This is a genomic window from Pseudomonas sp. GD03858, assembly GCF_029840925.1.
Taxonomy (GTDB): Bacteria; Pseudomonadota; Gammaproteobacteria; order Pseudomonadales; family Pseudomonadaceae; genus Aquipseudomonas.
This window is the reverse complement of the sequence record NZ_JAOCDM010000088.1, coordinates 1-24,321: the sequence shown is the minus strand read 5'-3', so window position 1 is coordinate 24,321 and position 24,321 is coordinate 1. Positions and strand designations below refer to the sequence as shown.

The following is a 24,321-nucleotide window of genomic DNA, read 5'->3' as shown; positions in this document are numbered from 1 at the left end:
CAACATCACGCTGACCTCATTGAACTGCATTGCAACGCTGGCGTCATCAGCAAGAAGGATGCCCACGCCCTGCCGACCTTGGTCCAGACCACGTGCAGGTGTTTCCGAAGGCGCGGCACGGTATACTGCCGCGCCTTTTTGCGCCGGCCCGACCAGCCGGTGCCTTGCCAGGCGTTCCTGACATACAGGTGTGCACTGTCGGAATGCCTTTTCGAATGTTCCCGTCTTTAAGAGGAGCGCGCTGCATGACCGTGATCAAGCAAGACGACCTGATTCAGAGCGTCGCCGACGCCCTGCAATTCATCTCGTACTACCACCCCGTCGACTTCATCCAGGCGATGCACGAGGCCTACCTGCGTGAAGAGTCGCCTGCCGCGCGTGACTCGATCGCCCAGATCCTGATCAACTCGCGCATGTGCGCCACCGGCCACCGCCCGATCTGCCAGGACACCGGTATCGTCACCGTGTTCATCCGCGTCGGCATGGACGTGCGCTGGGACGGCGCGACCATGAGCGTCGACGACATGATCAACGAAGGTGTGCGCCGCGCCTACAACCTGCCCGAGAACGTCCTGCGCGCCTCGATCCTGGCCGACCCGGCCGGTGCCCGCAAGAACACCAAGGACAACACCCCGGCCGTCATCCACTACTCGATCGTGCCCGGCGACAAGGTCGAGGTCGATGTCGCGGCCAAGGGCGGCGGCTCGGAGAACAAGTCGAAGATGGCCATGCTCAACCCGTCCGACTCGATCGTCGACTGGGTGCTCAAGACCGTCCCGACCATGGGTGCCGGCTGGTGCCCGCCTGGCATGCTCGGCATCGGCATCGGCGGCACCGCCGAGAAGGCCGCGGTCATGGCCAAGGAAGTGCTGATGGAGTCCATCGACATTCATGAGCTCAAAGCCCGTGGCCCGCAGAACCGCCTCGAGGAGATCCGCCTGGAGCTGTTCGACAAGGTCAACCAGCTGGGCATCGGCGCCCAGGGCCTGGGCGGCCTGACCACCGTGCTCGACGTCAAGATCATGGACTACCCGACCCACGCCGCCTCGCTGCCGGTGTGCATGATCCCCAACTGCGCCGCCACCCGCCACGCCCACTTCGTGCTCGACGGCAACGGCCCGGCCGAGCTGGAAGCGCCGTCGCTGGACGCCTACCCGGAAATCGTCTGGGAAGCCGGCCCGAGCGCCCGTCGCGTCAACCTCGACGACATCACCCCGGAAGAAGTCGCCAGCTGGAAGCCGGGCGAGACCATCCTGCTCAACGGCAAGATGCTCACCGGCCGCGACGCCGCGCACAAGCGCATGGTCGAGATGCTCAACCGTGGCGAAGAACTGCCGGTGGACCTCAAGGGCCGCTTCATCTACTACGTCGGCCCGGTCGACCCGGTCGGTGACGAAGTGGTGGGCCCGGCCGGTCCGACCACCGCCACGCGCATGGACAAGTTCACCCGCCAGATCCTCGAGCAGACTGGCCTGCTGGGCATGATCGGCAAGTCCGAGCGCGGCCCGACCGCCATCGAGGCGATCAAGGACAACAAGGCCGTGTACCTGATGGCCGTCGGCGGCGCCGCCTACCTGGTGGCCCAGGCCATCCGCAAGTCGAAGGTCCTGGCCTTCGCCGAGCTGGGCATGGAGGCGATCTACGAGTTCGAAGTGAAGGACATGCCGGTCACCGTCGCGGTGGACAGCAAGGGTGAGTCGGTGCACATCACCGGTCCCGCGCTGTGGCAGGGCAAGATTGCCGAAAGCCTGGCGGTGGAAGTGAAGTAAGCTTCACCGCAATGAAAGAACCGCTCCCCTCGGAGCGGTTTTTTTTGCCCGGACCTTTCCGGCGGCCAAGATTTATTTACCGCAGTCCTACATTCGCCTCCCACTTAAATGAGCCCCTTATCCCACACAGGACTGGCTCATGAACCACACACAACAAGCCAACCAATGGCTTCGCCGCTTCCGCCTCGACATCACCTCGAACAGCAATCGCCTCTATGCCAACGGCCGCCAGCAGGTCGAGGTCACCATCACCATCGAGCCACGGGAAGGCCAGGAAATTACCGAGCAGCAGCTGTCGACCCTGCAACTCGTCCTGATCGATGACGATGGCCATGTTCGCGACCTGGAGGGCGACTTGCAGGCCCGACACCTGCGTGATTCGCGCTTCGACTACCATGCCTCCGGCGCGACCGTGCCAGCTGCGCTCACCCAGCCATCAGCCGGAGCCATGCGCCGCCGCTTCTACGTAAGCTCGACGCTGCCCGGTGGCTCCTTGAGCACGATCCACGCAGGGATCTGGCGCGACGAGCACACCAGTTTCGAGACCAATGCCGCGCCTTTTCGCTCATCCGTGGTCATCGAATCCGTGGCGCCACCCAGCCCGCACGAGTCCCGCTTTCAGCTCTCCGTCCAGGACAAGGTCAGCTACAAACTCGACAACGGCAGTTACTGGAACGACGAGATCGAGGAAGAAGTGGCCTACTTCGGCTTTCGCGACCCGAACAACCGGATAGTCGCCAGCCACGCCCAGGCGACACCCTCAGCCGAGCCGTTTTATGTGCGCAACAACTGGGACCATGCGCTGATCTCGTTTCAGCTCACCAACGACTACAGCCAGCACTGCCGCGTGGCAGCCTACGCCGTGGATCAGCCCTTCAGCCTGCAACTGCCCGACTCCAGTCAGACCCTCACCGAGCGCCCACACCACATGACGCTCTACCGTCATTTTTCGCGTTTCTATCGACGCTGGTTCAACGACCTCAACGAATCGACCAGCCTCTGGACCGTGCTGGACCGCCACGGCAACGCGTACACCGTCGAGTTTCTCGCCGGCACAGGGGGCAACGCCTTGAGCTTCCGCCTGAGCGATCGTCACTCCTGAGCCGCGCCGATCAATCTCAGCCACGGGAAATCACCGCATGTCGACCTTGCATACCCAGGCCAGCAACTTCCTGGACTTCATGAAAACCGGCGTGGACAACCGCACCGGCCAGTTCACCCTGGCCCTCGCCCTGCCACTGCCCCCCGCGAACCAGCTCTGCGGGCCATCGCTTCCCGTCACCCTCAGCTTCGCCAGCCTGGCTTCGAACGTGGACAAGGGCTATGGCCTGGGCTGGAGCCTGAACCTGTCCGAGCTGTACCTTGACCAGGACAGCACCCGCCTGAGCCTTGCCTCAGGCGAACAGTTCGCCATCGACCTGGACCGCTCAAGCTTCCTTATCGACAGCCGCCTGAGTTTTCTCGACCAGAAACTCGACAGCTTGCGTTTGCGCCAGCAGGCCGATGGCAGCCTGCGCGTGGAGCACGCATCCGCAAGCGGCGAAATCCTCCGGCAGCAGGCCTCCAGCCCCTGGTTCCTGCTCGAAGAGTTGCGCTCGCCGGAAGGCCGCAGTCTCTATGTGGACTGGCTGCCGTTCGGCGATGGCGGCTATCGGCTCGAACAGATCCGCGATGAACTGCGCACCCTGCTCAGCCTGGAGCGAAGCGAAGACGAAGTGCGCATCACCCTCAACCCCTCCACGCCACAAGCCGCCATGCTGCGCCTGGTGTTGAGCGACAATCGGCTGACCCAGATCCATGTCCCGGGCATCGCGACCCCATTCGAGATCGACTACACCCTGGCCGGTGCACTGCTGTTGCCCACCGCCCTGCGCAGCCCGATGGGCGCCAAGGATATCGTTCACTGGGCAACCGGCAGCGCAGGTCACCGCCTGCCAACTGGCGCGCCGTTCCCCTACCTGCCCAGGGTCCTGTCCTGGACCCATGCCAGCGGCACGCCGGCCAGCGAATTGAACCGCATCTATGAATGGGTAGGAGACAGCAATTTCCTCGGTTTCGGCAGCGATCAGGCGTTCGCCTGGGACAGCGGCCGGGACAACCTGTACCAAGTCGACAGCGACTACCAGTACCATCTGGTCGAGACCCTGAGCGATGCCAATGGCCAGACGCTTGAGACCCTCACCCGGACCTGGAATCGCTTCCATCTCCTGACAGTGGAAACCTCGCGGCGCGGCGCCTGCGAAACCCGCACCCACACCACCTACGGCATCGACCCGCAACTGAACTGGGAACAGCAACCCCCAGCCTGCCAGCTGCCGCACGAGGTTTCGCTCAGCTACATCGACCACGCCCGCGATGGCGCGACACGCACGCAGACCACCCGCTACCGCTACGACACCCACGGCAACCTCGTACAGGTGATCCACCCCAATGGCCTCCAGGAGCTCAGCGAGTTCTATCCGGCGCAGGGCGCCGAAGGCTGCCCGCCAGACCCAATGGGCAGGGTTCGCCACCTGAAGAGCACGACCGTGGTCCCAGCCCCTGCCAAGGGCGAAACCCCGACGCTCGGCACCCGCTACACCTACCTGGCCCTGCCGTCGCTGATCGCCGGGGAACCCGCGCGACCTGTGATGGCCAGCGAAGAAACGTTCAACACAGGTGACGATTGCACGCTGAAACGGACCGAGCAGCATTACAGCTCCGTTCCCGGCGCGACCCATGGCCGGATCGTCCAGCGCAGCACCACGCTCGATGGCAAGGTGACCATCACAACATACCGCTATGAAGTCACAGAAGATGAACTGGTCAGCGAAACCACCTGCATCGGTTTCGAACTCGACGACGAGAACCGCGCGAGCCAGAGCCACGGGCAGTCGCTGCTGAGCGGGCTGACCAGCTGGGAGCGCAGCCAGGCAGGCGCCTGTCAGCGCTACCAGTACGACACCCTCGGCCGCATCGTGCGAACGGTGAGCGCCGCCGACAGCCCCTGGCAGACCGTGCGCAGCGCGCACTATCACGTGGATGACGCCGTGGCACGCGGGGCCAGGCAAGACGACAAGATCAATCCGGTCATGCTCGAACAGGTCGACGCCAACGGCGCGCGCCAGCGTCAATGGCTCGATGGCGATGGTCGCACCGTGCAGGTGGAGCAGGAAGACATCGATGAAGCGCCCGGACAGTTCAGGGTGATCGCCCTGTACCGCTATGACGCCCTCGGGCGACAGATCAGCCAGACCTCGCAGGACTGGCTCGGCCCCGACGCCCCGACGCCACTGACCCTGACCACCACCACGACCTATGACGACTGGGGCCAGGCGTGTCTCGACATCGGCCCCGACGGCGTGCACAGCCACAGCCGGTACGACCCGCTCACCTTGCGCGTCGAGCAGTGGCAGGAGGCCGGCGGCCAAACCGGTGCGAAGCAGGTCGTGCTCAGCGATTTGGCTGGCCAGCCGATCGAGTACCAGGACATCGATGCCGACGGTGCCCTGGTGCGCACCCGCAAGCTCTTGCGCGACGGGTTGGGCCGGGTGATCGAAGAACGTATCGAAGTACCCGACGCCCCGGTCATCACCACGCGCCTGCGCCATGACCACCATGGCCGCGTCATTGAAAAACAGCTGGCCGACGGCACCCGGTTGACCTGGACCTTCGCGGGACACAGCGACGACCAGCACCCGGAATCCATCTCGCTCACCCCTGCCCAGGAGCCGCAACCATGACCGCCCTTCCCATCCTGCTGGGCCGGCAGACGTTCGACGGCCTGGGACGCCAGCGCAGCGTACAGGTCGCCGGACGCACCACCCACTACCATTACCGCCCAGGCCAACTGCCGCCTACAGCCAATACCCTGGCCGATGGCACGCACCTGGCCTACACCTATGAACCACAGCTGGACAACGCCCTGCTGTCCAGCGCGACGCCCGACCAGCCAGGCGAACGGCTGAGCTATCACGCCCCGCTCGGCCTGCCCGCCTCGGCCAGCAACGCCCTGGGCGAGCAGCGATGGCACTTCACGCCGTCAGGCAAGGCATTGCGCGACACCTGGACTGTCGATGGCATCGAGCACAGCACCCACTGGCGGCACTCGCTCAATGGCCTGTTGCTGGGTTTCACCGACAGCGCGGGAGGCGAACACCGGCACCAATACGATGCATGCGGGCGCTTGAGCGTGCTTTCGGTCGGCGGCGTGCGCACGACCTTCACCTACGACGCCTGGTCCCGGCCCGCGACCATCACCACCGACGACCCGGCCAGTGACCGCCAGCTGGTCAAGCAGCTGAGCTACGACAGCATGGGCCGTGAGGCAGCCTGTGCCTTCAAGGTGAAGCAGGCGGGCAAGACTCGCTCCTGGCACCAGACGCTGGTCTATCGCCCGCTCGACCAGGTCGTTTCCCGCACCTGGCACGATGGCGAGCGACAAGGTGAAGAACATTTCGCCTACGACCTGCGCGGGCGCTTGGTGCACTACACCGCCAACGCCGTGGCGGCACCGCAGGATCCGTTCGGCAATCCCATCGTCGATCAACGCTTCACCTTCAATGCCCTCGATGGCTTGCGCGAGGTGGTCAGCACCTTTGCCGATGGCAGCCAGGACCACGCCCGGTTCAGCTATGCCGCACACGATCCCACCCAGGTCGTGTCGATCAGCCACAGCCACGACAGCTGGCCGAGCCGCATCGATCTACGCTACGACGCCTGTGGACGGGTGATCGGCGACAGCCTCGGCCGGCGCATGAGCTGGACCGCCCACGACCGCCTGGCCAGCGTCAGCGTCGGCGCGCGAACCTGCCACTACCGCTACGATGCCAGTGGCCAGCTGTGCGACCGGATACTCGACGGCGAGCTCGAGCGCAGCTGGCACAGCGCCGGGCAGTTGACCCATGTGCAACAAGCCGGACAACGGCTGGAGCTGATCGGCAATGGCGCGGGCCTGTTCGCCTTGAGCAAGGCGGCCGATGGCATACGCCAGACCCTCCTGATCGGTTGCGATGCCCAGGGCAGCGCGCGCCTGGAGGTCAAGGAGCAAGTGCGCAGCCGCCGCTACACCGCCCATGGCGCCGAGGCGGACGAGGGCGAACAGCCCTTCGGCTACGCCGGCCTGCGTCGTGAACCGCTGACCGGCTGGTACATTCCGGCAGGCTATCGACCCTACGATCCCATGCTCATGTGCTTCCTCGCTCCCGACAGCGAAAGCCCGTTCGGCCGTGGCGGCATCAACCCCTATGCCTATTGCGCCGGCGACCCGGTCAACCGCATCGACCCAGACGGCCACAGCTGGGTGACCTGGGCCCTGGCAGGTGTCGGGCTGGCCCTCGGCGCCGCCATCACCCTGGCCAGCCTGGGCACCGCCATGCCCGCCGTCGCCGGCCTGTTCGCCGGCGGCCTGGGCAGCCTCAGCGCCAGCGGTGCCTGGGCGATCGGCACGGCGGCGCTCAACGCCGTGTCGCTCGGCACCGGCGTCGCCGCCATGGCCCTCGAAGCCAGTGGCAGGGACCAGCACAGTGCCAGCGTGCTTGGCTGGATTTCCCTGGCCAGCGGCCTGGCCAGCCTGGGGACCGGCGCGGCTGCACGCCTGGCGGCGGCTCCCGCCCGGGCGCCGCAGCTGACCCGCGGGGCCGGGGCCATTCGCCTGCGTGAACCAAGGATCACTCGTCCAGCGTACTGGGAACAGCGCAGCGAAGTCCTGTATGCCGAAAGAGCGGGGCAAAACGATGTCGCTATGCACTACAACCTCTGGGGGCAAGGCATTCGCGCGTTCGAAACCCATGGCAGCAAAGGTGGCCAACTGATGAACGCCGTGGGACAGATGGACGATCCGGCGCGTATCGCATTGAAGGAAATCGCGCCACGCCTGGCAGGGGTCGAGCAGAATGTGCCATTGGTGCTGCTGGCCTGCCATGGCGGCAAGAGTGGCGCGGCGCAGCGCATCGCCGATGTCCTGCAACGCCCGGTGTACGGCTACGACAAGGTCATCTGGGTCAACCGCGCAGGCTTCATCCAGTCACTCAGGGTCGATAACTTCACCAGCAGCCTGCCCTCGCAGAACATCTCGCGCTGGAAGCGCCTGCAAGGCGCGAAAGGACCGTTTTCCTTCTATCCACAACGCGAGATCGCCACCGGCAGAACCTACTACCCACGCTGAAATGATCGCTGCCGGCGCGCATCACGCCGGCAGCGCCTTGAGCCAGAACGACATGATCTTGGCCGACTGCGCCTGCTCGTCGAGGTCTTGCCAACTGCAGGCGGTCCGCAGCGAGGGTTCGTGCAGAAAGCCACGGTTGCGCCAGAACCCCTGCAATGGCTTGTAGTGCGTCGGACGACGTGGATGCCCGGCGGGGCGTTCCACCGAACAGAACGCGCAGTAGTCGAACTCGGCGAGCTTGTGCGCATAGGACTCGCGCTCGATGAAGAAGCGCACGCCCAATCCTTGCCCGCGATAGGCCGGCAACAGGATCGACTCGCCGAAGTAGTAGACCGCTGCCGGGTCGCGGCCCTGAGCCAGAAACGGCTGTTGCAGCTCGGCGGCAACGTCCACCAGCGGCAGACCGGTGGCGGCGCCCACCACCTCGCCGCCGTCCAGCGCCAGCACCACCAGGCTGCGCCCGGAGTCGGCATAGCTGGCCAGGTAGTCGGCCTGGTGATTCAGCGAGCTATCCCAAAGATAGGGAAACTCGCGAAACAGCCCCAGGCGCAGGCGCGCGAGATCATCGATGTAAGGCGCGATGGCGGCACCATGGAGCAGGCGTATTTCCATGCGGGGCGTTCATCCTGTCGATGTGATGACTGAAGGCCAACCCTAGCATCCGCCCACCGCCCGGACCTTTCCCCTACGCGACAGGTATTTCTCCATGGCCGCTATCGAAGCGGATGCGTATCAGGCGATGCGCGTTCCCAGCACTTTCAGAAACGCCGCCAGCCACGCCGGGTGCGCCGGCCAGGCGGGCGCGGTCACCAGGTTACCGTCCACGTGTGCCTGGTCCACGGCGATATCGATGAACCGCCCTCCCGCCAGCCGAACCTCCGGCGCGCAGGCCGGGTAGGCACTGCATTCGCGGCCCTCCAGCACACCGGCCGCCGCCAGCAGCTGCGCCCCATGGCACACCGCCGCGATCGGCTTGCCGGCCTGGTCGAAGGACTTGACCAACGCCAGCACCTTGTCGTTCAGGCGCAGGTACTCCGGCGCGCGGCCACCGGGGATCAGCAATGCGTCATAGCTTTCAGCGCGCACCTGGACGAAGTCGAAGTTCAGGGCAAAGTTGTGTCCCGGCTTCTCGCTGTAGGTCTGCTCGCCCTCGAAGTCGTGGATCGCCGTGCGCACGGTCTGCCCCGCGACCTTTTCCGGGCACACCGCGTGCACCGTGTGGCCGACCATGCGCAGGGCCTGGAACGGCACCATCGCTTCGTAGTCCTCCACGTAGTCGCCCACCAGCATGAGAATCTTCTTCGCCGTCATCGCATCCACTCCTTCCATTGCTTGGGATCAATCCCAGCACGATAGTCTGCTTTGCCAGACAGAGAAATACGTCGTCAGCTGCGCCGGTCGAGCAAATTGGCCACCAGCCGGTCGAGCCAGCCCCACAGCCGCTGCTGCACCCGCCACCACAAGGGGCGCGCATGCCAATCCGTCAGGTCGACCTCCTGGCTCTGGGTGAAGTCACGCGCGAAGCTGGCGGCGACCGCCGCGGTCAGCGGCGGGTCGAGTGCCTCGACATTCGCCTCGAGGTTGAAGCGCAGGTTCCAGTGATCGAAGTTGCACGACCCCACGCTGACCCAGTCGTCCACCAGCACCATCTTCAGGTGCAGGAAACGCGGCTGGTACTCGAAGATCCGCACCCCGGCACGCAGCAGTCTCGGGTAGTAACGATGGCCGGCATAGCGCACCGCCGGGTGATCGGTGCGCGGCCCGGTCAGCAACAGGCGCACATCGACGCCCTTCTGCGCGGCACGGCGCAGTGAACGACGCACGCTGAACGTCGGCAGGAAGTAGGGCGTGGCCAGCCAGATGCGCCGCTGGCCGCTGTTCAGGGCACGCACCAGCGCGTGCAGGATGTCCTTGTGCTGGCGGGCGTCGGCGTAGGCCACCCGGCCCATGCCCTGGCCCTGGGCTGGCACCTGCGGCAGACGTGGCAGGCCGAAGCCCTCGGGCGGTCGCCAGGCGGTGCGCCGCTGGTTGGCGTGCCACTGGCGGTCGAACAGCAGTTGCCAGTCGGTGACGATCGGCCCCTCCATGCGTACCATCACTTCGTGCCAATCGCTGGTGTCCGAGCCGGGCGTCCAGAACTCATCGGTGATGCCAGTTCCGCCCACCACCGCCCAGCGTTCGTCCACCAGCAGCAACTTGCGATGGTCGCGATAGAGATTGCGCAAGCCCCGCCGCCAGCGCAGGCGGTTGTACCAGCGCAGATGAACCCCGGCTTTGTGCAGGCGTTCGCGCAGCGTCGAGGGAAACGCCAGCGAGCCGTAGTCGTCGAACAGGCAGCGTACCCGCACGCCGCGGCCCGCCGCCTGCTCCAGGGCCTCGACCACCGCCTCGGCGCAGGCGCCCCCTTCGACCAGGTACAGTTCCAGGTCGACCTGGAACTCGGCGCGCACGATCGCCAGCAGCATGCGCGGAAAGAATTCGGGGCCGTCGATCAGCAGTTCGAACTGGTTGCCGTCCCGCCAGGGGAAGACCGGCCCCGGCATGTCAGCGGGCGGTGAAGATCAGCACCGCACTCACCGGCACCGAAGGGTTGATCGACTTGAGCCCGGCCAGCTTGCGCAGTTTTTCCAGCCCCGGCAGCAGGCCGAAGTCCGAGGCGCGCAGGATCAGCGGCTCCAGGGTGACCACCTGGAAACGCCGCTCGTCCAGGCGCGTGGCCAGCAGCAGGGTGTTGTAGCTGCGCGTCTGGCCATGCAGGGTGACGCTCACCGGCAGACGCAGCTCCAGTTGCGCGCCATCGGCCAGGTCGTTGATCGGGCGCAGGTCGATCTGTGCCTGCACATGGGCTTCGGGAAACTGCTCGAACGCGAACAGCTCATCGCGCATGCGCTCGTCACGCAGCGGGATGCCGCTGCTGATCGAGTCCATCTCGATGCTCACCTCGGCCCCGCCCTTGCGGTCGACCTTGCCGTGCAACACCAGGAAACGGTTCACCTCGGCGATGTTGCCGTTCTTGCCAGTGACGAAGGACAGGCGCGAGGACTCGCCGTCCAGATGCCAGTTGGCATGGGCGGGCAGGCACAGGGCGAGCAGTAGCGCGGGTAGCAGACGGGAGGCTTTGAACATGTGAAATCCTGTGAATCAAGGCCGTCAACCTTACCCGCACGGTTTCACGGCAGCAAGCGGCAGCCCGTGCGGGCGCCTTGCCACTGCGCCTGGTTGCGCTGGCCCAGCCCCTCGGCGGTGACCAGGCGCCGAGCGCCGTCCTCGTCGAGCCGGGTCAACGGCAGGTACTGCTTCACATATCCCTGGCAATACGCCGCATCGAAGTCCATGACGAATCGGCACGAACAGTACTCCTTGGCCGAATAGGCCGAGAGGATGCCCGGGAAGTCCGCCAGCGCCTGGCGCTCGTACCAGGCCCAGGCCAGCAGCAGCGCCAGTGACAACAACAGGATCCGCTTCATGCGCCCTCCCCGGCCAAGGTAGCCAGCACCCGCCTGAGCAGTTCGTTGTGGCTGTAACGGCCGTCGCGGTCATCGGCGTAGCGCACGATCACCAGCCTCTGCGAGGGCAGCACATAAAGTGCCTGGCCCCAGTGGCCCAACGCGGCGAAGGTATCCGCTGGCGCGTCCGGCCAGGGCCTAGGCTGGCCGGGCAACGGCTGGTTCAGCCACCAGTGGCCGCCTGGGTTGGCCTCGCCGGGGATGGGTTCGGCGGTGCTGAACAAGGCACGGTTGAACGCCACCCAGTCCCCGGGCAGCAACTGCTGGTCGCGCCAGCGCCCGCCGCGTTGCATCAGCAGGCCGATGCGCGCCAGGTCGCGCGCACTCAGGTAAAGATAGGAAGAGCCTACATAGGTGCCTTCGGCGTCGCGCTCCCATACGGCGCTGTCGATGCCCAGCGGCGTGAACAGGGCCTGCCAGGGGTAGTCGGCGTAGCGCCCAGGCTCGAGCATGCCACGCAACGCTGCCGCCAGCAGGTTGCTGTCACCGCTGGAATAGGCGAAGCGCCTGCCGGGCTCGCTGGCGGCGGGCATTGCGGCGGCATAGCCGGCCATGTCGCGATGGCCTCGGGTGTAGAGCATGGCGATCACCGACGACTTCAACGGCGCGTATTCGTAATCTTCCTGCCAGGCCAGCCCGCTGGCCCAATGCAACAGGTCGGCCAGGCGCAGCGCCGGATGGGCCTGCAAGGCCGGGTAGTAGCGGACCGCAGGGTCGTCGAGCCTGAAGCGCCCCTCGCCATAGGCGACCCCCATGACCGTGGCCAGCACACTCTTGCTCACCGACCAGGTCAGATGGGGCGTCTCGGCACGCGTGGGTGCAGCGTAGCGCTCATGAATGATGCGCCCGTCACGGATGATCAGCAGCGCATCGGTACGGATGCCACCGCGCTCGGCGTCGCGCCGTGGGAAAGCGTAACTGTCGACCGCTTGCCAATCGAAGCTGCCATCGTCGACCGGCCATTGCGCACCGGGCCATTCCTCGGCCCAGGCTGGGCAGACAACCATGGCCAGGAAAAACAGCATTACCTTCATGATGATCGCCTGACAGAGACCGTGTGGAAGCAACTGCCTTGCCCAGACTCCCCACCTGTGGGAGCGGGCTTGCCCGCGAAGGGCCATCCAGCGGCCCCGAATTCAACGGCTCCCCCAGCCTCTCAGGCTTTCATGACAATCCCGCGGCAGCCCAGGCCTTGGCCAGGCGTTTTTCACGGGCAGCGCTGGCCAGCGCCAGCACGCCCTGATCGCGCTGCCAGAGCTGTGCCCAGTGAATCGGCCCCGTCGCCAGCGCTTGGTCGATCTCGCCACGCAGGTCCTGAAGCTCAGCGAACAATCCACCCAGCAGCAAATGGCAGGCAACGCTGTCGGGACACTGCCGGCTGCCCTCGGCACAACCGGCAAGCAGCGCGACCAGGCGCAGACGCAATGCCTGGGGCCAGGCGCACTCCTGGGCGACACCGTGCAGCCAGGCCACCAGGGCCGCCAGCACATAAAGGTCCTCGAGGGAGCGGAAGGGTTTGACGTAGGCGTCCCAGCCATCGCCGGCGAGCAACTCGCAGGCGGCATCCTTCAGCGACAGCCGGCCATGCCCGACTTCCGGCATCAACGGCAGGGTCGGCAATGCTTCGAGGCTGACGCCGGTTTCGCCGGGGTAGACCACCGCCAGCCGCAACCGCGGCGGCTCGCCCCCTGCTTCGTCGCGCGCCGCCACCAGCAGCCATTCGGCCTCCAGTCCCGCGGTGACGAAATCCTTGCTGCCGGTCAGGCGCAAGCCATCGAGACGGGTGTGCATGTCCGCCGGGCGCACGCTGCGCCGTTCGGTGGCGCACAGCGCGCCCAGGCTGGCCGGCGCGCTGGGCCACAGCACACGTAGCGCCGCCTGGTAGCCGAGCAGGAAGGCCAGCCCCGGCGTGGCCATGGCCCGGCCACCGAGCACCGCCAGCTCGAACGGCGTGCCAGCGCCGAGGCGCTCGAGCGTGGCCGCGTAGGTTTCGCCCAGGGTCGCCGCCAGCGGCTGGCGCCAGGGGTCGTTGAGTCGTTGCAGCCAGGCCATCGCAAGCTCCTTGTGGGGGTGTCACGCAAGCATCACCAAAGATTCACGGGGGTGACACCAGCCGTACCTAGGCTGACTTTGCACAACAAAGCCGACCGGCCGCAACCCTTTGGCTGGCTTATGGAGACTCGCAATGACTCGGATCGCTCGCTCTGGCGACAACAGCACTGAACGCCGTCTGCAAGCCGAGCGCCTGGTCGGCGCCGCGGCCCTGCAGGAAGCACAGGCCCTGCGTTTCAAGGTGTTCAGCGCCGAATTCAAGGCCAAGCTCAAGGGCGCCGAACACGGCCTGGACATGGACGACTACGATATCCACTGCCGCCATATCGGCGTGCGCGACCTGGCCACCGGCCAGCTGGTCGCCACCACCCGCCTGCTCGACCACCAAGCCGCCAGCAGCCTGGGCCGCTTCTACAGCGAAGAGGAGTTCAGCCTGCACGGCCTGCTGCAATTGCAAGGGCCGATCCTCGAACTGGGGCGTACCTGCGTCGATCCGGACTACCGCAACGGCGGCACCATCGCCGTGCTCTGGGGCGAACTGGCCGAAGTGCTCAACGAGGGCCGCTACAGCTACCTGATGGGTTGCGCAAGCATCCCCATGCAGGACGGCGGCGTGCAGGCCCATGCGATCATGCAGCGCCTGCGCGAGCGCTACCTGTGCACCGAACACCTGCGGGCCGAACCGAAGAAGCCGCTGCCGAGCCTGGCCCTGCCGAACAATGTCATCGCCGAAATGCCGCCGTTGCTCAAGGCCTACATGCGCCTGGGCGCGAAGATCTGCGGCGAGCCGTGCTGGGACGAGGATTTCCAGGTCGCCGACGTGTTCATCCTGCTCAAGCGTGACGATCTCTGCCCGCGCTACGCCCGTCACTTCAAGGCGGCGGTCTGATGCCGGGACTGCGGGCCTGCGCCCGCCTGCTGCGACTGCTCGCGGTGCTGACGCTGGGCCTGGCGATGGCCAGTGTCATCGCCCTCGGCGAACGCCTGGGGCTGCGTGCCTCGGTCGAACGCCGCCAGCGCTGGACACGTCTGTTCATGCAGCGCCTGGTCGGCGCCTTGCCGTTCGAGGTCCGAGTGCTCGGCGAGCTGCCGGCGCGCCCCATGCTGTGGGTCTGCAACCATGTGTCGTGGACCGACATCCCGCTGCTCGGCATGCTCGCCCCGCTGTCGTTCCTGTCCAAGGCCGAGGTACGCCAATGGCCGGTGGCCGGATGGCTGGCCGAGAAGGCCGGGACACTGTTCATCCGCCGTGGCGGCGGTGACGCCCAGCGTCTGCGCCAGCAGATCGGCGAGCAATTGGGCGAGCGGCGCCCGTTGCTGATCTTCCCCGAAGGCACCACCACCGACGGCCGCACCCTGCGCACCTTCCATGGGCGCTTGCTGGCCGGGGCCATCGACCAGGGCACTCCGCTGCAACCGGTGGCGATCCAGTACCTGCGTGCAGGCGAGCCCGATCCGATCGCGCCGTTCATTGGCGAGGACGATCTGGTTTCCCATCTGCTGCGCTTGTTCGCCCAGGACCGGGGCGAGGTGGTGATCCACCTGCTGCCACCGATCGCCAGCGAGGACCAGGAACGGGCGGCACTGGCGTTCCTGGCGCAGCAGGCGATTCATCAGGCCTTGTTCGATATCGAGGACTTCGCGCCGCGCCGCCAGGCCAAGGCGGCGTGATACCTCTTCGCGGGTAAACCCGCTCCCATAGGCTGTGGGAGCAGGTTTACCCGCGAAGAGGCCAGTGATGCATCAACTGTCCGTCCTCTGCCCCGCCGCGAACGCCTGCAACTGCGGATAGAACTCGCGAAAGTCCGCCAGCAACGGCTCGTACAGGCGCTCCAGCTCCACCATCACCCCGTTCATCCCCTCCGGACGTGACAAGCGTCGGGCAATCCCGCTAAACACTTGCTCGAGGGTGGCGAAGTCACCATAGGCGCCCAGCCAGTCGTCCGCTGCCATGAACGGCGCGATCCGTGCCAAGCGCCCCGGCAACGCGGGTTCGGCCAGCAGCACTTTGTAGAAGTCCCCGGTGAACTGCGCCAGCGGCTGGCGCGCATAGTCGCCCCAGTGCCGCGCCAGGCAATGGTCAAAGAACACATCCAGGACGATGCCGGCAAAACGCCGCCGCTCGCGCGGGAAACGCGCCAGCGCCGCCAGCACCAACGGATGGCTGTCGGTGTAGCTGTCGATATGTCGGTGCAGGCGGATCGCGGCTTCCAGCTGTGGCGGAAACCGCCCCTCCAGCGCGCCCTTGACGAAATCGCCGTACAGGCTGCCGAGCTGTTGTTGCGGCGCGGGGCCGCCCAGGTGCAGGTGTGCGAGGTAGTTCATGGCGGCAGTCTAGCACCGCGCCGACCGGCACCGTCATGGCGCGGGCTGCTCGCTGAGAGGGCTATTGGCCGCGTCAGGGCCTCAAGGTGTCCGCCGCAACTGCAAGCGGCGAACACACCTTGAAAGGGATGCCCTTCAAGGCCGGGCGTTGATCTGCTGCTGCAGGTTCTGGATCTGGCTCTGCAGGGTGTTGATGTTGCGCGTCACCTGGCCGCGGAAGGCATCGAATTCCTGCACCGAAGCGCCGCTGGCCGACGGTGCCGAGCGGTTGTCGAGCTGGCTCTTGAGCACCAGCACATCCTGCTCCAGGCTCGCGATGGCCGCACTCGGATTGCCCTGTTTCTTCAGCGCCGCCACGTCGCTGCTCAGGCTCTTGAGCTGGCCATCGAGCTTGCCCCCATCCACCTGGCCCGACTTGAGCGCCGCCAGCTCGGTATTGACCGCCTTGAGCTGCGCCTGCAGTTGACTCTGCAGCTCGGTCACCGCCTTCTGCTGCTCGCGGGTATCGGCCAGCACCTGCTCCAGGCGCTTGCCCAGGTCGCCCGCCTGGCCGGCGACGCCCTGCTGCTGCTTGCCCTGCTCGGCCAGCGAGGCCTGCAGCTGGCGGATCTGCAGCTTCAGCGCCTCGCTGCCGGTGCTGACGCTGGACTCGCTGGCATCGACCTTGCCGCTGATCGCCTGCAGGCGCCCGGCGGCCTCTTCACTGATGCGGGCAAAGCTTTCCTGGGTGGCCACCAGTTGCTGCTCCATCAGCGAGATCTGCTGGAAGCTCCACCAGCCAAGTCCCGCCAGGGCAATGAACGACGCGCCGAGCAGGGCCCACAGCGGGCCGTTGCTGCGCGGCCGCGCGGCCTGCTGGCGGCTGCGGGCCACATGGGCCGGCAGCAGTTCATCGTCATCGGGGGTGCCGGCGCGCAGGGGGGGCACGTCGTCGAAATCGTCGTGGGCGTCGTTACGCATGAGTACATTCAACCGCTGTGGTAGCAAAGAGGCATGAGTATAAACCGCCAGGGCGGCGCACTGATGACCATCATCGCGCCCACAGGTTCAGCGCTGGCCCGGCTGCGCCTGCCACCAGGTGCAGAATTCATCCAGCGCGCTCCACACATCGGTCCTGGGCCGGTAGTCCAGGTACTGGCGGGCGCGGCTGATATCCAGGGTGAAATCCTGACTCATCACCTGCATCGCCGTGCGGCTCAGGGTCGGTTGCGGGCGCCCCGGCCAGAGCAGGCAGGCCGCCTCGTTGAGCGCTGCCAGGCTGTAGGCCAGGCCGTAGGAACGGTAGCGGGTGACCTGGGGCAGCTGCATCCGACGCATGACGTAGTTGACCACGTCCCACAACGGCAGCGGATGGCCGTTGCTGATGTTGTAGGCCTGCCCGAGAGCCTCTTGCTCGGCGAACAGCGCGCCGAGCAACGCCTCATTGAGGTTGTGCACGCTGGTGAAGTCGACCTTGTTCAGGCCATTGCCGATGATCGCCACGCGGCCCTTGCGCTGCATGCGCATCAGCTGCGGGAAAATGCTGGCATCGCCCGCCCCGGTGACGAAGCGCGGGCGCAGGGCCAGCACCTCCAGGCCGAACTCCTGGGCACCGAATACCTTCTGCTCGGCCAGGTGCTTGGTCAGCGCGTAGTGATCGTGGAAGCGACGCGGCACCTGGTCTTCGCGGATGTCCAGTTGCGAGCGACCATTGAAGTAGATCGACGGCGACGACAGGTGCACCAAACGCCGCACATGCTCCTTGATGCAGCCTTCGACCACGTTTTCGGTGAGCACCACGTTGCCTTGGTGGAAGTCCTGATAACGTCCCCAGGTCCCCACCGCGCCCGCGCAATGCACCACCGCATCCATCCCCTGGCACAGGCGGCGCGCCAGCTCGGCGTCGCCCAGGTCGCCCGGGATGAACTGCGCGCCACGCTTGACCAGATGCTCCACGCCCTCCGCCCGCCGACCGTTGACCCGCACCTCCAGGCCCTGCTCCAGGGCGAAACGCGCGAAACGCCCGCCGATGAAGCCGCTCGCGCCGGTGACCAGAATTCGCATGTAAGACTCCGCCTTGCCAGATTTCGGATGCAACTGACGCCCGCCGCGCCTACAAGGGCACCAGCCAGTCTCGCGCCGAATGGCGCAGGTGGTCGGTCAGCTGGGCGAGCAGTTGCCCGCCATTGCGCCAATGATGCCAGTACAGCGGCACATCGACAGGGGTATCGCGGCAGATTTCCACCACCTCGCCCCGGGCCAGTTGCTCGGCCACCTGCCGCTCAGGCGCCAGCCCCCAGCCAAGGCCCGTCTCGATCATGCGCAGGAAGCCTTCGGACGAGGGGCACAGGTGATGCAGGAAACCATCCTCGACCCCCAAGGAAGCGAGATAGCGATGCTGCAGGAAATCATCCGGACCAAACACGATCGCCGGAGTACGGGTGAGCCGTTCGACCGCGAAGCCGTCCGGGAAGTAGCGCGCCATGAACGCCGGGCTGGCCAGCGCCCGATAGCGCATGGATCCAAGCGGCAGGCTGCGAGCCCCGGCCACCGGGCGCTCGCTGCCACACAGGCAGGCTGCCACTTCGCCTGCGCGCATGCGCTTGAGGCCGACCTCCTGGTCTTCGACCACCAGGTCGAGCAGCACCTGCTGTTCGGCGCAAAAGGCGCCGACCGCGCCAGCCCACCAGGTCGCCAGGCTGTCGGCGTTGAGGGCAATGCGCAGGCGCTCGGGCATGCCCTCCTCGTCCAGCGCCGGCACCTGGCGCTGCAGGTCGCGCTCGAGCAGGCGCACCTGCTGCACATGGTTGAGCAACTGCCGGCCGACCTCGGTCGGACTCGGTGGCGTGGCGCGCACCAGCACCGGCTGCCCGACCCGCGCCTCGAGCAGCTTGATGCGCTGGGAGATGGCCGATTGCGACAAGCCCAGCACCTGGGCGGCGCGTTCAAAGCCCCCTTGTTCGATCACCGCGGCGAGGGCGGCGAGCAGCTTGTAGTCGAACATCGATTTCTCTAATGACTGATCAGGTCTATTTGTTTTTCTTATACAGGCGCAGCCGTGACAATGGCCACCTCTTTCTTGGCAGTCCGCGCCGGCGACAACGCCGGCGCCAGTGGAGCATTCGCGCTATGTGGCAAAGTTACTTCAACGGCATGCTGGTGGCCTTCGGTCTGATCATGGCCATCGGCGCGCAGAACGCCTTCGTCCTGGCGCAGAGCCTGCGCCGCGAGCATCACCTGCCGGTGGCGGCGCTGTGCATCGTCTGCGATGCCCTGCTGGTGGCAGCCGGTGTGTTCGGCCTGGCCACCGTGCTGGCGCACAATCCGACGCTGCTGGCCATCGCCCGCTGGGGCGGCGCGGTGTTCCTGATCTGGTACGGGGCCAAGGCGTTGCGCAGCGCCTTTTCCAAGCAGAGCCTGCAGCATCAGCAAGGCCAGGGTCAGCGCTCGCGTCGCGCGGTGCTGCTGAGCGCCCTGGCGGTGACCTTGCTCAACCCCCATGTGTACCTGGATACCGTGCTGCTGATCGGCTCGCTCGGCGCCCAGCAGACCATGCCCGGCGCCTATGTGGCGGGCGCCGCCAGCGCCTCGCTGCTGTGGTTCTCGACCCTGGCCATCGGTGCCGCCTGGCTCGCGCCCTGGCTGGCCCGCCCGGCGACCTGGCGCCTGCTCGACCTGATGGTGGCGGTGATGATGTTCGCGGTGGCCGCGCAGCTCATTCTCAACTGAGCCTGTAGGGGCTGCTTTGCAGCCCTTTCGCGACGCAAGGCCGCTCCTACAGGGATTGCACATCGCCGGCCGGAATCCCGTCTGTCGCCCCCCGGCAACCGCTCTGGAACCTCTATTCCCCACAGATGTTGCGTGGTTAAGCGCAAGACCCGGTGCTATGATCCAGCCCTTGCGTCGCAAAGAGTACAGACTCGCCGACGCTCAGAAGGCCACCCGTGAGGCCTCGCGCAACCCGCAAACAGACCTGAATCAGGAGATCCACCATGGCTTTTGAATTGCCGCCGCTGCCGTACGCCCACGATGCCCTGCAGCCGCACATCTCCAAGGAAACCCTGGAGTATCACCACGACAAGCACCACAACACCTATGTCGTGAACCTGAACAACCTGGTCCCAGGCACCGAATTCGAAGGCAAGACCCTGGAAGAGATCGTCAAGACCTCTTCGGGCGGTATCTTCAACAACGCCGCTCAAGTCTGGAACCACACCTTCTACTGGAACTGCCTGGCACCGAACGCCGGTGGCCAGCCGACCGGCGCCCTGGCCGAGGCCATCAACACCGCCTTCGGCTCCTTCGACAAGTTCAAGGAAGAGTTCACCAAGGTTTCGGTCGGCACCTTCGGTTCCGGCTGGGGCTGGCTGGTGAAGAAGGCCGACGGTTCCCTGGCCCTGGCCAGCACCATCGGCGCCGGCAACCCGCTGACCAGCGGCGACACCCCGCTGCTGACCTGCGACGTCTGGGAACACGCCTACTACATCGACTACCGCAACCTGCGTCCGAAGTACGTCGAGGCGTTCTGGAACCTGGTCAACTGGAAGTTCGTTGCCGAGCAGTTCGAAGGCAAGACCTTCAAGGCCTGATCACCGCGGCCTTGTACAAGGAACCCGGCCTCGCGCCGGGTTTTTTGTGGCCGGCGATCGGCCTGCGCGCACAGGCCAGGACCCGACCGGTTGAATTCGCGACATCCCCACCTTCGTGCTCTTGCTCAGGCCGCATTGCGCGCTAACATCAACCTTCGGGAAAGTTGACGCAGCGCACTCAAGTCGCATGACCGCTCAACCGATACAGGGCCAAGGGCCGATACGTCGATAGACGTGTTGCCTGGTGCGGCACTCGGTCGATAGTCTGTCGCCATGGTTGATGGCAAAATAATGGCATGCGCATGGATTAAGGAAACCCCATTGAAGCTGGAATTTCGGCACAGCTTATCGGTCAAGTTGCTCAGGGTCGTGCTGCTCTCGGCACTGGCTGTCGGCGTCGTGCTCAGTTGCGCGCAGATCGTCTACGACGGCTACAAGACACGCCAGGCCGTGAACAACGATGCCCAGCGCATCCTCGACATGTTCCGCGATCCCTCGACGCAGGCCGTGTACAGCCTTGACCGGGAAATGGGCATGCAGGTAATGGAAGGCCTGTTCCAGGACGAGTCGGTGCGCATGGCCTCCATCGGCCACCCCAACGAAACCATGCTGGCGGAGAAATCCCGCCCGATGCAGGACATGGCCATGCGCTGGCTGACCGACCTGATTCTCGGCCAGGAGCGCACCTACACCACGCAACTGGTCGGTCGCGGCCCCTACAGCGAGTATTACGGCGACCTGAGCATCACCCTCGACACCTCGCGCTATGGCAAGGACTTCCTGGTCAATGCCGTGATCATCTTCGTCTCGGGTGTCCTGCGCGCCCTGGCCATGGGCCTGGTGCTGTACCTGGTCTATCACTGGCTGCTGACCAAGCCGCTGTCGAAGATCATCGAGCACCTTACCCAGATCAACCCCGACCGCCCCAGCCAGCACCAGATCCCCCAGCTCAAAGGGCATGAGCGCAACGAACTGGGCATCTGGGTCAACACCGCCAACCAGCTGCTGGCCTCCATCGAGCGCAACACCCACCTGCGCCACGAGGCGGAAAACAGCCTGCAGCGCATGGCCCAGTACGATTTTCTCACCGGTCTGCCGAACCGCCAGCAGCTGCAGCAACAGCTGGACAAGATCCTCGTCGACGGCGGCCGCCTGCAACGCCGCGTCGCCGTGCTGTGCGTAGGGCTGGACGACTTCAAGGGTATCAACGAACAGTTCAGCTACCAGGTCGGCGACCAGTTGCTGCTGGCCCTGGCCGACCGCCTGCGCGCCCACAGCGGCCGTCTGGGCGCCCTCGCGCGCCTGGGCGGCGATCAGTTCGCGCTGGTCCAGGCCAACATCGAGCAACCCTACGAAGCCGCCGAACTGGCGCAGAGCATTCTCGACGACCTCGAGGCGCCCTTCGACCTCGACCACCAGCAGATCCGCCTGCGCGCCACCATCGGCATCACCCTGTTCCCCGAGGACGGCGACAGCACCGAGAAGCTGCTGCAGAAGGCCGAGCAGACCATGACCCTGGCCAAGGCCCGCTCGCGCAACCGCTACCAGTTCTACATCGCCAGCGTCGACAGCGAGATGCGCCGGCGTCGCGAGCTGGAAAAGGACCTGCGCGAAGCGCTGCCGCGCAACCAGCTATATCTGGTGTACCAGCCGCAGATCAGCTACCGCGACCACCGCGTGGTCGGCGTCGAAGCCCTGCTGCGCTGGCAGCATCCGGAGCTGGGCATGGTGCCACCCGACCAGTTCATCCCCCTGGCCGAGCAGAACGGCAGCATCATCAGCATCGGCGAATGGGTGCTCGACCAGGCCTGCCGGCAACTGCGCGAATGGCACGACCTGGGCTTCGGCGAGCTGCGCATGGCGGTCAACCTGTCCACCGTGCAGCTGCACCACAATGAGCTCCCGCGGGTGGTCAACAACCTGCTGCAGGCCTACCGCCTGCCACCGCGCAGCCTGGAGCTGGAAGTCACCGAGACCGGCCTGATGGAAGACATCAGCACCGCCGCCCAGCACCTGCTGAGCCTGCGCCGCTCCGGCGCCTTGATCGCCATCGACGACTTCGGCACCGGCTACTCCTCGCTCAGCTACCTGAAGTCGCTGCCGCTGGACAAGATCAAGATCGACAAGAGCTTCGTCCAGGACCTGCTCGACGACGATGACGACGCCACCATCGTTCGCGCCATCATCCAGCTGGGCAAGAGCCTGGGCATGCAGGTGATCGCCGAAGGCGTGGAAACCGCCGAGCAGGAGAGCTACATCATCGCCCAGGGCTGCCATGAAGGTCAGGGCTACCACTACAGCAAGCCGCTGTCGGCACGCGAGCTGACGCACTTCCTCAAGCAGGCGCAACGCGACCAGGTGTCCGCGCTGTAACCCCCGGCCACCTTGGCGATGCGGGGCAAACGGGCGTTTGCATGAAATGCGCGCCCGGCCCTTTACAGCAAATGCAAATCTTTCGCATGATGTCACGGTTTCGCGTGCCACGGCGCACGGTCCACCCCATGGTCCAACCACACGACGCAGGAAACCAACAATGATTCGAATGCCTCTGGCCTCCGCCAGTCTGCTGGCCATCGCCATCGCTCTCGCCGGTTGCGGCGAAGGCAAGGATGACAAGGCCGCCGCGCCGCAAGCCCAGGCACCTGCCGCCGCCAGCACCAGCACCGCAACGCCGGGCGCTGTCGACGAAGCCGCCGCCAAGGCCGTGGTCAAGCATTACGCCGAAATGGTCCATGCCGTGTACAGCGACTCGCTGAGCACCGCCAAGCAACTGCAGACCGCCGTCGACGCGTTCCTGGCCAAGCCCGACGACCAGACCCTGAAGGCCGCCCGTGACGCCTGGGTCGCCGCTCGCGTGCCGTACCTGCAGAGCGAAGTGTTCCGCTTCGGCAACACCATCATCGACGACTGGGAAGGCCAGGTGAACGCCTGGCCCCTGGACGAAGGCCTGATCGACTACGTCGACAAGAGCTACGAGCACGCCCTGGGCAACCCGGCGGCCAACGCCAACATCATCGCCAACACCGAGATCCAGGTCGGCGAAGACAAGATCGACGTCAAGGACATCACCCCCGAGAAGCTCGCCACGCTCAACGAGCTGGGCGGTTCGGAGGCCAACGTCGCCACCGGCTACCACGCCATCGAATTCCTGCTCTGGGGCCAGGACCTCAACGGCACCGGCCCGGGTGCGGGCAACCGTCCGGCCTCCGACTACCTGGAAGGCAAGGGTGCCACGGGCGGGCATAACGACCGTCGCCGTGCCTACCTCAAGGCGGTCACCGACCTGCTGGTCAAGGACCTCGAGGAGATGGTCGGCAACTGGGCGCCGAACGTCGCCGACAACTACCGCGCCACCCTCGAGGGCGAGCCGGCCAACGACGGCCTGCGCAAGATGCTGTTCGGCATGGGCAGCCTGTCGCTGGGCGAACTGGCGGGCGAGCGCATGAAGGTCTCGCTGGAGGCCAACTCGCCGGAAGACGAGCACGACTGCTTCAGCGACAACACCCACTACTCGCACTTCTACGACGCCAAGGGCATCCGCAACGTCTACCTGGGCGAGTACACCCGTGTCGACGGCACCAAGATGACTGGCCCGAGCCTGTCGTCGCTGGTGGCCAAGGCCGACCCGGCCACCGACGCCACGCTCAAGGCCGATCTGGAGGCCACCGAGGCCAAGATCCAGGTGATCGTCGACCACGCCCTCAAGGGCGAGCACTACGACCAGCTGATCGCCGCCGACAACGCCGCCGGCAACCAGATCGTGCGTGACGCCATCGCCTCGCTGGTCAAACAGACCGGCGCGATCGAGCAGGCCGCGGGCAAGCTGGGCATCGACAACCTGAACCCGGACACCGCCGATCACGAGTTCTGATCAGCGTCACGGTTCAGCAGAGGCGGCCTTCGGGCCGCCTTTTTGTTTTTCCGCACCACCAACTCCCCCTGTAGGAGCGGCCTTG

21 protein-coding genes are annotated in these 24,321 nt (G+C 65.9%); 10 read left to right on the top strand and 11 right to left on the bottom strand.

Annotated features, from left to right (window positions below; all coding sequences use genetic code 11):
• Nucleotides 1-245: 245 nt before the first annotated feature.
• The 4 genes from N5D48_RS19510 (at nucleotide 246) to N5D48_RS19495 (ending at nucleotide 7,914) form a co-directional block, all read left to right on the top strand.
• Nucleotides 246-1,769: a fumarate hydratase gene (locus tag N5D48_RS19510; RefSeq protein ID WP_279887281.1), complete on the top strand. Its 1,524-nt coding sequence runs from the start codon at nucleotides 246-248 to the stop codon at nucleotides 1,767-1,769.
• Between the two features lie 139 nt (nucleotides 1,770-1,908).
• Nucleotides 1,909-2,871 carry a hypothetical protein gene (locus N5D48_RS19505; RefSeq protein ID WP_279887279.1) on the top strand — a complete coding sequence of 321 codons (963 nt, stop codon included), beginning with the start codon at nucleotides 1,909-1,911 and terminating at the stop codon, nucleotides 2,869-2,871.
• 37 nt (nucleotides 2,872-2,908) lie between these two features.
• Complete coding sequence (locus tag N5D48_RS19500) at nucleotides 2,909-5,491, top strand: hypothetical protein (protein ID WP_279887277.1); 2,583 nt, start codon at nucleotides 2,909-2,911, stop codon at nucleotides 5,489-5,491.
• Entirely contained in the window at nucleotides 5,488-7,914 is a 2,427-nt protein-coding gene (locus N5D48_RS19495; protein WP_279887276.1) for an RHS repeat-associated core domain-containing protein, read from the top strand. Before N5D48_RS19500 ends, N5D48_RS19495 begins: the two co-directional genes overlap by 4 nt.
• A gap of 21 nt (nucleotides 7,915-7,935) precedes the next feature.
• Here N5D48_RS19495 and N5D48_RS19490 read toward each other — a convergent pair whose 3' ends face one another.
• From N5D48_RS19490 to N5D48_RS19460, 7 genes are all read right to left on the bottom strand, one after another.
• Nucleotides 7,936-8,526, bottom strand: coding sequence for a GNAT family N-acetyltransferase (locus N5D48_RS19490; RefSeq protein ID WP_279887274.1), 591 nt, complete (start codon nucleotides 8,524-8,526; stop codon nucleotides 7,936-7,938).
• Nucleotides 8,527-8,646: 120 nt separating this feature from the next.
• Complete coding sequence (locus N5D48_RS19485) at nucleotides 8,647-9,225, bottom strand: DJ-1/PfpI family protein (RefSeq protein ID WP_279887272.1); 579 nt, start codon at nucleotides 9,223-9,225, stop codon at nucleotides 8,647-8,649.
• 74 nt (nucleotides 9,226-9,299) lie between these two features.
• The gene (locus N5D48_RS19480; protein WP_279887270.1) at nucleotides 9,300-10,457 is read right to left on the bottom strand and encodes a phospholipase D-like domain-containing protein; all 1,158 of its coding nucleotides are present in this window, start codon (nucleotides 10,455-10,457) and stop codon (nucleotides 9,300-9,302) included.
• Nucleotide 10,458: 1 nt separating this feature from the next.
• On the bottom strand, nucleotides 10,459-11,040 hold the full coding sequence (locus N5D48_RS19475) for a YceI family protein (RefSeq protein WP_279887268.1): 582 nt from the start codon (nucleotides 11,038-11,040) through the stop codon (nucleotides 10,459-10,461).
• Nucleotides 11,041-11,084: 44 nt separating this feature from the next.
• On the bottom strand, nucleotides 11,085-11,381 hold the full coding sequence (locus N5D48_RS19470; RefSeq protein WP_279887266.1) for an amidase: 297 nt from the start codon (nucleotides 11,379-11,381) through the stop codon (nucleotides 11,085-11,087).
• Entirely contained in the window at nucleotides 11,378-12,454 is a 1,077-nt protein-coding gene (locus N5D48_RS19465; RefSeq protein ID WP_279887264.1) for a serine hydrolase, read from the bottom strand. The genes N5D48_RS19470 and N5D48_RS19465 overlap by 4 nt, the downstream gene beginning before the upstream one ends.
• 130 nt (nucleotides 12,455-12,584) lie before the next feature.
• A complete protein-coding gene (locus N5D48_RS19460) occupies nucleotides 12,585-13,472 on the bottom strand; it encodes an acyl-CoA dehydrogenase (RefSeq protein WP_279887262.1) in 888 nt (295 codons plus the stop codon).
• 133 nt (nucleotides 13,473-13,605) lie between these two features.
• Here N5D48_RS19460 and olsB point away from each other — a divergent pair, with 133 nt between their 5' ends.
• Both olsB and N5D48_RS19450 read left to right on the top strand, forming a co-directional pair.
• Nucleotides 13,606-14,361 (top strand): L-ornithine N(alpha)-acyltransferase, encoded by a 756-nt coding sequence (gene olsB, locus N5D48_RS19455; RefSeq protein ID WP_279887260.1) that lies wholly within the window; start codon nucleotides 13,606-13,608, stop codon nucleotides 14,359-14,361.
• Nucleotides 14,361-15,143: a lysophospholipid acyltransferase family protein gene (locus tag N5D48_RS19450; RefSeq protein WP_279887258.1), complete on the top strand. Its 783-nt coding sequence runs from the start codon at nucleotides 14,361-14,363 to the stop codon at nucleotides 15,141-15,143. The genes olsB and N5D48_RS19450 overlap by 1 nt, the downstream gene beginning before the upstream one ends.
• Before the next feature lie 72 nt (nucleotides 15,144-15,215).
• Here the strand turns inward: N5D48_RS19450 and N5D48_RS19445 are convergent, their stop codons facing one another.
• From N5D48_RS19445 to N5D48_RS19430, 4 genes are all read right to left on the bottom strand, one after another.
• Entirely contained in the window at nucleotides 15,216-15,797 is a 582-nt protein-coding gene (locus tag N5D48_RS19445) for an ACP phosphodiesterase (protein ID WP_279887256.1), read from the bottom strand.
• 135 nt (nucleotides 15,798-15,932) lie between these two features.
• Nucleotides 15,933-16,757 carry an ATPase gene (locus N5D48_RS19440; RefSeq protein WP_279887254.1) on the bottom strand — a complete coding sequence of 275 codons (825 nt, stop codon included), beginning with the start codon at nucleotides 16,755-16,757 and terminating at the stop codon, nucleotides 15,933-15,935.
• An 87-nt stretch (nucleotides 16,758-16,844) separates the two neighbouring features.
• Entirely contained in the window at nucleotides 16,845-17,840 is a 996-nt protein-coding gene (locus N5D48_RS19435; RefSeq protein ID WP_279887252.1) for an NAD(P)-dependent oxidoreductase, read from the bottom strand.
• A 49-nt stretch (nucleotides 17,841-17,889) separates the two neighbouring features.
• The gene (locus N5D48_RS19430; RefSeq protein WP_279887250.1) at nucleotides 17,890-18,780 is read right to left on the bottom strand and encodes a LysR family transcriptional regulator ArgP; all 891 of its coding nucleotides are present in this window, start codon (nucleotides 18,778-18,780) and stop codon (nucleotides 17,890-17,892) included.
• Between the two features lie 125 nt (nucleotides 18,781-18,905).
• Between N5D48_RS19430 and N5D48_RS19425 the strand changes: the two genes are divergently transcribed.
• The 4 genes from N5D48_RS19425 (at nucleotide 18,906) to N5D48_RS19410 (ending at nucleotide 24,236) form a co-directional block, all read left to right on the top strand.
• Nucleotides 18,906-19,505, top strand: coding sequence for a LysE/ArgO family amino acid transporter (locus tag N5D48_RS19425; RefSeq protein ID WP_279887248.1), 600 nt, complete (start codon nucleotides 18,906-18,908; stop codon nucleotides 19,503-19,505).
• A gap of 263 nt (nucleotides 19,506-19,768) precedes the next feature.
• Nucleotides 19,769-20,365, top strand: coding sequence for a Fe-Mn family superoxide dismutase (locus tag N5D48_RS19420; RefSeq protein WP_279807731.1), 597 nt, complete (start codon nucleotides 19,769-19,771; stop codon nucleotides 20,363-20,365).
• A 321-nt stretch (nucleotides 20,366-20,686) separates the two neighbouring features.
• Nucleotides 20,687-22,738, top strand: coding sequence for a bifunctional diguanylate cyclase/phosphodiesterase (locus N5D48_RS19415; protein WP_279887246.1), 2,052 nt, complete (start codon nucleotides 20,687-20,689; stop codon nucleotides 22,736-22,738).
• 160 nt (nucleotides 22,739-22,898) lie between these two features.
• Nucleotides 22,899-24,236: an imelysin family protein gene (locus tag N5D48_RS19410; RefSeq protein ID WP_279887244.1), complete on the top strand. Its 1,338-nt coding sequence runs from the start codon at nucleotides 22,899-22,901 to the stop codon at nucleotides 24,234-24,236.
• Nucleotides 24,237-24,321: the final 85 nt, after the last annotated feature.

Excerpts from the sequence above, each read along its gene's own strand:
- N5D48_RS19470 (WP_279887266.1), bottom strand. The coding sequence starts at position 11,381 with ATGAAGCGGATCCTGTTGTTGTCACTGGCGCTGCTGCTGGCCTGGGCC.
- N5D48_RS19460 (WP_279887262.1), bottom strand. The coding sequence starts at position 13,472 with ATGGCCTGGCTGCAACGACTCAACGACCCCTGGCGCCAGCCGCTGGCG.
- N5D48_RS19420 (WP_279807731.1), top strand. The coding sequence starts at position 19,769 with ATGGCTTTTGAATTGCCGCCGCTGCCGTACGCCCACGATGCCCTGCAG.
- N5D48_RS19475 (WP_279887268.1), bottom strand. The coding sequence starts at position 11,040 with ATGTTCAAAGCCTCCCGTCTGCTACCCGCGCTACTGCTCGCCCTGTGC.
- olsB (WP_279887260.1), top strand. The coding sequence starts at position 13,606 with ATGACTCGGATCGCTCGCTCTGGCGACAACAGCACTGAACGCCGTCTG.
- N5D48_RS19495 (WP_279887276.1), top strand. The coding sequence starts at position 5,488 with ATGACCGCCCTTCCCATCCTGCTGGGCCGGCAGACGTTCGACGGCCTG.
- N5D48_RS19500 (WP_279887277.1), top strand. The coding sequence starts at position 2,909 with ATGTCGACCTTGCATACCCAGGCCAGCAACTTCCTGGACTTCATGAAA.
- N5D48_RS19410 (WP_279887244.1), top strand. The coding sequence starts at position 22,899 with ATGATTCGAATGCCTCTGGCCTCCGCCAGTCTGCTGGCCATCGCCATC.
- N5D48_RS19510 (WP_279887281.1), top strand. The coding sequence starts at position 246 with ATGACCGTGATCAAGCAAGACGACCTGATTCAGAGCGTCGCCGACGCC.
- N5D48_RS19425 (WP_279887248.1), top strand. The coding sequence starts at position 18,906 with ATGTGGCAAAGTTACTTCAACGGCATGCTGGTGGCCTTCGGTCTGATC.
- N5D48_RS19465 (WP_279887264.1), bottom strand. The coding sequence starts at position 12,454 with ATGAAGGTAATGCTGTTTTTCCTGGCCATGGTTGTCTGCCCAGCCTGG.
- N5D48_RS19480 (WP_279887270.1), bottom strand. The coding sequence starts at position 10,457 with ATGCCGGGGCCGGTCTTCCCCTGGCGGGACGGCAACCAGTTCGAACTG.
- N5D48_RS19505 (WP_279887279.1), top strand. The coding sequence starts at position 1,909 with ATGAACCACACACAACAAGCCAACCAATGGCTTCGCCGCTTCCGCCTC.
- N5D48_RS19485 (WP_279887272.1), bottom strand. The coding sequence starts at position 9,225 with ATGACGGCGAAGAAGATTCTCATGCTGGTGGGCGACTACGTGGAGGAC.
- N5D48_RS19490 (WP_279887274.1), bottom strand. The coding sequence starts at position 8,526 with ATGGAAATACGCCTGCTCCATGGTGCCGCCATCGCGCCTTACATCGAT.
- N5D48_RS19445 (WP_279887256.1), bottom strand. The coding sequence starts at position 15,797 with ATGAACTACCTCGCACACCTGCACCTGGGCGGCCCCGCGCCGCAACAA.
- N5D48_RS19435 (WP_279887252.1), bottom strand. The coding sequence starts at position 17,840 with ATGCGAATTCTGGTCACCGGCGCGAGCGGCTTCATCGGCGGGCGTTTC.
- N5D48_RS19430 (WP_279887250.1), bottom strand. The coding sequence starts at position 18,780 with ATGTTCGACTACAAGCTGCTCGCCGCCCTCGCCGCGGTGATCGAACAA.
- N5D48_RS19440 (WP_279887254.1), bottom strand. The coding sequence starts at position 16,757 with ATGCGTAACGACGCCCACGACGATTTCGACGACGTGCCCCCCCTGCGC.
- N5D48_RS19450 (WP_279887258.1), top strand. The coding sequence starts at position 14,361 with ATGCCGGGACTGCGGGCCTGCGCCCGCCTGCTGCGACTGCTCGCGGTG.